Annotated in this window: 6 protein-coding genes; all 6 read right to left on the bottom strand. The window is 70.1% G+C overall.

The genetic code is table 11. From position 1 onward, the window contains the following. Window positions 1-6 precede the first annotated feature (6 nt). On the bottom strand, window positions 7-1,419 hold the full coding sequence (locus ACL02O_RS15940) for a GH1 family beta-glucosidase (protein ID WP_412818846.1): 1,413 nt from the start codon (window positions 1,417-1,419) through the stop codon (window positions 7-9). Window positions 1,420-1,460: 41 nt separating this feature from the next. Then, window positions 1,461-2,468, bottom strand: a complete 1,008-nt coding sequence (locus tag ACL02O_RS15935; protein ID WP_412818845.1) for an ABC transporter ATP-binding protein — start codon at window positions 2,466-2,468, stop codon at window positions 1,461-1,463. A 56-nt stretch (window positions 2,469-2,524) separates the two neighbouring features. Next, window positions 2,525-3,559 (bottom strand): ABC transporter permease, encoded by a 1,035-nt coding sequence (locus ACL02O_RS15930; RefSeq protein ID WP_412818844.1) that lies wholly within the window; start codon window positions 3,557-3,559, stop codon window positions 2,525-2,527. Between the two features lie 3 nt (window positions 3,560-3,562). Then, complete coding sequence (locus ACL02O_RS15925) at window positions 3,563-4,540, bottom strand: ABC transporter permease (protein WP_412818843.1); 978 nt, start codon at window positions 4,538-4,540, stop codon at window positions 3,563-3,565. Beyond that, entirely contained in the window at window positions 4,537-5,694 is a 1,158-nt protein-coding gene (locus tag ACL02O_RS15920; RefSeq protein ID WP_412818842.1) for an ABC transporter ATP-binding protein, read from the bottom strand. The genes ACL02O_RS15925 and ACL02O_RS15920 overlap by 4 nt, the downstream gene beginning before the upstream one ends. 112 nt (window positions 5,695-5,806) lie before the next feature. After that, complete coding sequence (locus ACL02O_RS15915; RefSeq protein WP_412818841.1) at window positions 5,807-7,483, bottom strand: ABC transporter substrate-binding protein; 1,677 nt, start codon at window positions 7,481-7,483, stop codon at window positions 5,807-5,809. Window positions 7,484-7,530 lie beyond the last annotated feature (47 nt).

Below are 7,530 nucleotides of genomic sequence, written 5' to 3'. Positions count from 1 at the left end.
GCCGGCTCACCGCTCCCCGCGCACCCGCCGGATCGTGTCGCGGTACCAGTGCGCGCTGCGCTTCGGCGTGCGCCGCTGGGTGTCGTAGTCCACCCGAACGATGCCGAACCGCTTGTCGTACCCGTACGCCCACTCGAAGTTGTCCAGCAGGGACCAGGCGAAGTAGCCGCGCACGTCCGCGCCCGCCTGCCGGGCCCGGGCCACCGCCTGCAGGTGCTCGGTCAGGTACGCGACCCGGTCGTCGTCGGCGACGAAGCCGTCGGCGTCCGGCTTGTCGTTGAAGGCGGCCCCGTTCTCGGTGATGAACAGCGGTACGCCCGGGTAGTCCCGGTGCAGCCGCACCAGCAGCTCCTCGAAGGACTCGGGCACGATCTCCCAGTCCATCGCAGTGCGCGGCAGGTCCCGGCGGATCACCCGGCGCACCGGGTGGCCCTGCTCGTCGCGCTCCCGGCCGTGCTCGTCCACGCCGGACAGCAGCTGCCCGAAGTAGTAGTTCACCCCCAGCACGTCGATGGGGGTGGAGATGATCTCCAGGTCGCCGTCCTGCACCGGCAGGCTGATCCCCTCCGCTGCCAGGTCGGCCACCACGTCCTGCGGGTACTCACCGTGGAACAGCGGGTCCAGGTAGATCCGGTTGGCCAGGCCGTCGGTGTAGCGGGCGGCGTCCCGGTCGGCCGCGGAGCCGGTCTCCGGGTCGGCCGGAGCCAGGTTGAGCGTGATGCCCAGCTCGATCGGGTTGCTGGCGGCGGCGCGCAGCCGCTGCGCCGCCAGGCCGTGCCCGAGCAGCAGGTGATGCACGGCGGCGATGCCGTCGGCGAAGTTCTGCCGGCCCGGCGCGTGGTGGCCGTAGGCGTAGCCCAGCATCGCCGAGCACCACGGCTCGTTGAGCGTGGTCCAGGTCTTCACCCGGTCGCCGAGCGCGGCGAAGACCATCTCGACGTAGTCGGCGAAGCGGTAGGCGGTGTCCCGTACCGGCCACCCGCCGGCGTCCTCCAACTCCTGCGGCAGGTCCCAGTGGTAGAGGGTCACCCACGGGTCGACGCCCCTGCCGAGCAGCTCGTCGACCAGCCGGTCGTAGAACGCCAGGCCGGCCGGGTTCGCCGGGCCGCCCCCGCCCGGCTGCACCCGCGGCCAGGCCACCGAGAACCGGTACGTGTCCAGGCCCAGGTCGGCGATGAGCGCGACGTCCTGCGGCATCCGGTGGTAATGGTCGCAGGCCACGTCGCCGGTGTCGCCGTTCGCCACCGCCCCCGGCACGCCGCAGTAGGTGTCCCAGATGGACGGTGTGCGACCGTCCTCGGCCACCGCACCCTCGATCTGGTACGACGAGGTCGCCACTCCCCACCGGAAGGTCGGCGGCAGGGTGTCGATCGGATCGGCCTGCCCGGGTGCGGCCGGGCGGGTGAGGTCGGTGTCCATGGTTCTCCTCGCAGTTGCGAACGGTGTTCGGGCGGTGGTGGTCAACGGGGCAGCGGCGCGGCAGCGGGATGCAGCCAGCACGCGACACTGCGCCCCGGGTCGTCGTCCCCGGGCGGGCAGAGCGGCGGCAACTCCTTGTCGCACGGGCCGAACGCTTTCGGACAGCGCGGATGGAAGGCGCACCCCTGCGGCATGGCGCGCAGGTCCGGCGGGGAGCCGGGGATGCCGGTCAGCTCGCGGCGCGAGCCGCGCAGCGCCGGGAAGGAGTGCAGCAGCCCGTCGGTGTACGGGTGCAGCGAGCGCCGGTACAGCTGCTCGGCGGGCGCCTCCTCGACGATCCGGCCGCCGTACATGATCGCGATCCGGTCGGAGAACTCGACCAGCAGCGACAGGTCGTGGGTGATGAACAGCACCGCGAAGCCGAGCCGCTCGCGCAGCTCGGCGAGCTGCCCGAGGATCTGCCGCTGCATCACCACGTCCAGCGCGGTGGTCGGCTCGTCCATGATGACGACCTGCGGTTCCAGCGCCAGCGCCATGGCGATCATGACGCGTTGGCGCATCCCACCGGAGAGCTGGTGCGGGTAGCTGTCCAGCCGGTCGGCCGATATGCCGACCAGGCGCAGCAGGTCCCGCGCCCGGTCCCGGCGGCCCGCCGCGGTGGTCTTTGGATCGTGCGCCTTGATCACGTCGAGCAACTGGGTGGAGATCCGGTGCACGGGGTTGAGCGAGTTCATCGCCCCCTGGAACACGATGGACGTCTCCGCCCAGCGGAACGCCCGCAGCTGCGCCGGGCTCAGGGCCAGCACGTCAACCGGCGGCCCGTCGGCCGGATGGTAGATCACCTGGCCCCCGCTGACCACGCCGGGCGGCGGCAACAGCCGGGTCAGCCCGTACGCCAGGGTGGACTTGCCGCTGCCGCTCTCCCCGGCCAGCCCCAGCACCTCGCCCCGGTGCAGGGTCAGGTCGACGTCGCGGACCGCGCGCACCGCCGCGTCGCCGAGGCCGTAGTCGACGCGCAGCCCGCGGATCTCCAGCACCGGCTCCGTCATTCGGTGACCTCCTTCGTTCGCGGCCACGGGACGCCGCCTCGCAGTGCTGCCATCGCTCACCGCCCGACCTCCGCCCGAGGTGCCGGGACCGGCTCAACCGGGGCCAGCACGGGGGTGAAGCCGACCCGCATCCGTGCGGTGCGCCCGTCGGCGGTGCGGAGCCGGACCCGGCCGCCGCTGCGCAGCCGGGGGCTGACGAACTCGTCGATGCCGAAGTTGATCAGCGCGAGGGCGGTGCCGAGCAGCGCGATGGCCAGCCCGGCCGGGACGAACCACCACCAGGCGCCCTGGGCGAGGGCTTGCTGGCCCTGTGCCCAGAACAGGATGGTGCCCCAGTTCCAGGACGAGATCGACGAGATGCCGATGAAGGCCAGGGTGATCTCCGACATGACCGCGAAGATGACCGTGCCGACGAAGCCGGACGCGATGATCGCGGTCAGGTTGGGCAGGATCTCGAACAGGATGATCCGCCAGGTCCGCTCGCCGGTGGCCCGGGCCGCCTCGACGTAGTCGCGGCGCCGCAGCGACAGCGTCTGCGCGCGCAGCACCCGCGCGCCCCACGCCCACGAGGTGAACCCGATGATCAGCGCGACCAGCGAGTCGCTGGCCTGCTCGACGATCGACGTCACGATGATGATCAGCGGCAGCGCGGGGATGACCAGGAACACGTTGGACAGCGCCGAGAGCCCCTCGTCGGCCGCGCCGCCGATGTATCCGGCGGTCACGCCGATGAGGATGGACAGGATCGTCGCCAGCACGCCGGCGATCAGGCCCACGACCATGACGCTGCGGGTGCCGACCAGGATCTGACTGAAGATGTCCTGCCCGAGGTGGGTGGTGCCGAACCAGTGCCGGGCCGACGGTGCCTGGAGGATGTCGCCGCTGCGTGCGTCCGGGTCGTACGGCGCCACCCACGGCCCGATGACCGCGAACAGGCAGTAGACGGCCAGGATCACCAGGCCGGTCGCGGCCTTGGTGTTGGCCATGAAGCGGAACCGGCGCCGCTTCGCCCGGCCCGGCGTGGCCGACGGCTGGGCCATCGCCCCCTGGCCGGGGACGACCTGGTCGATGCTCGAAGGTGAGATTGCCATCGCTCAGCTCTTTCGGGTCCGCGGGTCGAGAAGCAGGTACGCGACGTCGGCGAGCAGGTTCGCCACCAGCACGGAGATCGTGATGATCAGGAAGATCCCCTGCATCAGCGGGTAGTCCTTGGCGCCGACCGCCTGGAAGAGCTGGTAACCGAGACCCGGGTAGGAGAAGACGATCTCCACCAGCAGCGTGCCGCCGACGATGAACCCGAGCGACAGGGCGAAGCCCGACACGTTGGGCAGCAGCGCGTTGCGCGCGGCGTAGCTGAGGGCCACCCGGCGCTCCGACAGGCCCTTGGCGTGGGCGACCGTGATGTAGTCCTCTGACGAGACGGTCACCATCATGTTGCGCATGCTGAGGATCCACCCGCTCATGGAGGAGACCAGGATGGTGGCGGCGGGCAGGATGCTGTGCTGTATCGCGCTCGGGATGAAGTACTGGTCGAACGCCGGCACGAGGCCCGGCTCGTAGCCGCCCGAGGACGGGAAGAAGCTCCCCGGCCCGGCGAACAGGGCGATCGCCACCAGGCCCAACCAGAAGTACGGGATCGAGGACAGGAACGTCGTGGCCGGCAGCAGCCCGTCGATCCACGAGCCGCGCCGCCAGCCGGCGCCGACGCCAAGCGCGGTGCCGAGCAGGAAGCTGACGATCGTGGTGATGCCCACCAGGCCGACCGTCCACGGCAGGCTGTCGCCGATCACCGTCGACACCGGCGTCGGGAAGAAGGTGAACGACAACCCCAGGTCACCGTGGAAGAGCTGCCGCCAGTAGTCGAGGTACTGCTGCCAGACGTTCTCGTTCTTGTCCAGCCCGAACAGCACGCGCAGAGACTGGATGGCATCGGCGCTGATCCGGCCCTGGTTGCGCGAGATGAGGGACTGGACCGGGTCGCCCGGGACCAGCCGCGGGATGAAGAAGTTGAGCGTGATCGCCGCCCACGCGGTGAACAGGTAGAAGGCAACGCGTTGCAGGAGGAATCTCATCGTGCCTCCCCTACGGTGGCGTTGCCCTGCTGCTCGGCCGGGGTGGACGGTGGCGGCCCAGCCGGATCGACGTCGACGGCGGGGCCGGGGTTCTCGGCGGCGACGGTGGCCGGATCGTAGAGCCAGCACGCCGCCCAGTGGCCGGGCCGGTCGTCGATGGTCAGCCTTGGCGGCAGGTCCGCGGCGCAGCGCGGCATGGCCTGCGGGCAGCGGGGGTGGAAGCGGCAGCCCGTGGGCGGCCTGATCAGGCTGGGTGGCTCGCCGTGGCCGCGCTCCTGCCGAACGGTTCCGTCGGCGGCGTCGCCGCCGAGCCGGTCCGGGTCGGGCGCCGACTCGATGAGCAGCCGGGTGTACGGGTGGGCCGGGTGCTGGGTGATGGTTTCGCTGTCGCCGCCCTCGACCATGCGGCCCGCGTACATGACGATCGTCTCGTCGGCGAAGTAGCGGGCCGAGGCGATGTCGTGGGTGATGTAGAGGATGGCGAGGTTGAGCCGCTCCTTGAGGTCCTGGAGCAGGTTGAGCACGCCGAGGCGGATCGAGACGTCGAGCATGGAGACGGGCTCGTCGGCGAGGAGTACCTCCGGATTGGCGCCCAACGCCCGCGCGATGGCGACGCGCTGCCGCTGGCCGCCGGAGAGTTCGTGCGGGAAGACGTCCAGGAAGCGCTCGGGCGGGGTGAGGCGGACCCGGGTGAGCAGGTCGGCGAGGGCGCGGTCCAGGTCCTCGGCGGTCCGCCCCGCGTTCCCGTGGATCCGCAACGATCGGGTGAGGTGGTAGCGGACGGTGTGCACCGGGTTCAGGGACGCGAACGGGTCCTGCAGGATCAGTTGGACGCGACGCACGTAGGCCCGGAAGGCCCGTCCGCCGCGCACCCTGGTCGACCTGCCGCGAAGGCGGATGTCGCCGGCGGTGCGGGGATAGATCTGGGCCAGCAGCCGGGCCACCGTGGACTTGCCGGAGCCGGACTCTCCGACCAGCGCGGTCACCCGACCGCGACGCAGCGCGAACGATACGTCGTCGACGGCGTGCACTACTGCCGGCGTCCGGGAGAAGAGGTCGCGCAGCCGCCTGCGGACGGGGAAGTGCTTGGTCAGGCTGACGGCCTCCAGCACCACCTCGTCGACCGGGGCCGCCGCGCTCTCGCTCAACGTCATGCCGAGTTCCTGTCTGGGGTTGCGTCGTCACCGAGGGGCGACGGATACCGATCCGGGCATGGGTTCCGCCTCCCCGGTCGACGGAGGTCGTCCGGGGAGGCGGTGCCGGGCGTCAGCTACCGGCCGGCTTGAGGTGCAGGACCACGTCCAGCGCGTTGGGCTGGGTGGGCTGCATGGCGCCGTACGGGTTCGAGTCGTCGGGCCAGCCGATCCAGTTCTTCGTGCTGTACGCGCCGCCGATGTTGTCCGCACCGACCGGAATCATCGGCATCTGGTCGACGAAGATCTTCTGCACCGTGTTCATCGCGGTGGTGCGGGTGGCGTCGTCGGTCGCGTTCGCGTAGGCGACCAGGGCGTCGGTCGCCTGCTTGTTGTTGAACCGGCCGAAGTTGCCGGCGGGAGAGGCGGTGCCGATGGGCTGGAGCTGCCGGCCGTCCATGACGGTCCGATAGATGTCGTACGGCGTGGCGCCACCCTCGGTCCACCGGAAGGTCGCCTCGAAGTTGCCCTGCTCGACGTTGCGGAACCAGGCGTCCTGGTTGGCCTTGTCGACCGTCGCCGCGATGCCGATCTTCGACAGGTTGTCCTTCACGATCTCCAGGCTGGTCTGGTAGTCGGACCAGCCGGCCGGGTCGGTCAGCTTGATCGTGACGGCCTTGCCGGTCTTGTCCTTGAGGGTGTTGCCGTCGAGCTTGTAGCCGGCACCGGTGAGCAGCGCCTTGGCACCCTCGACGTCGACCTTGTGGTCCTGGCCCTTGAACTCCGGCGCGATGAACGAGTCACCGGCGGGGCTGGGCAGGCCGGTCACGCTCTTCACCTCCGGGTGGAAGTACCCGGCCTCGGCGGTGGTGAAGATGTCCGCCCGGTCGATGACCATGTTCATCGCGCGGCGCAGCGTCGGGTCGTCGAACGGCTTCTTGGTGGTGTTGAGGTAGAGGCCGTGGATGCCCAGTACCGGCGGCGCCCAGACCTTGTGGTGCTCCTGGTCCTTGGCGACGAAGACGGTCTGGTAGTTGGGGATGAAGACGAAGCTCCACTCCGACTCGCCGTTGGCCAGCGCCGTGGTCTGCGCGCTGTTGTCGGTGTACGACGTGAAGCGCAACTCCTTGACCTTGGGCAGGTCCTGCCAGTAGCCGCCGTCCCGCACGGTCAGGGTGGTGGTGGCCGGGGTGAACGACTTCAGGGTGTACGGGCCGCTGCCGACGGGCTCCTTGACCGGGTCGGTGGTCGGGTCGCTGATCTTCTCCCAGAGGTGCTTGGGCACGATCGGCACCCGCGCCAGCACCTTCTGCTGGTTGACGAACTGAGGGCTCTCCATCTTGATGGTGACCTCGTTGCCGCTGACGGTCGCGTCGGTGTACGGCACGCCCTGGTCGTTGAGGGCCGGGTACTTCTTGACCAGGTTGTAGGTGAACGCGACGTCCTCGGCGGTGACCTTCTGGCCGTCCGACCAGGTCGCATTGTCGCGAATGGTGACCTTGACCGAGGTGTAGTCCGCCGACCACTCGGCCTTGGTAGCCAGCCACGGCTTGAACGGGTCGGCCGGCTTGACCGGGTTCCACATCATCAGTGGCTCGAAGATCTGCCAGCGGTAACCCAGCGAAGCCGCGGCGGACGTGGTCAGGAACGGGTTGTTGTTCTCGGCCTGCGGGCCGTTCGGCATACCGACGTTGAGCACGGTGGCCGCCTGGCCGTTCTTCTTGTCGGCGTTCGGACTGTCGCCACACGCCGCGAGCCCGGTGGCCAGTGCGCCGGCCAGCGCGACGGCGAGGAACTGCCTTCTTCTCATGGAGGTCTCCCTCGGTGCTCCCGCGTACCTCAGACGGGGATGTGGTG

The organism is Micromonospora mangrovicola (assembly GCF_047200535.1).
Lineage (GTDB): Bacteria > Actinomycetota > Actinomycetes > Mycobacteriales > Micromonosporaceae > Micromonospora.
The sequence above is the reverse complement of the archived record's forward strand: the minus strand, read 5'-3'. Positions and strand labels throughout refer to the sequence as shown.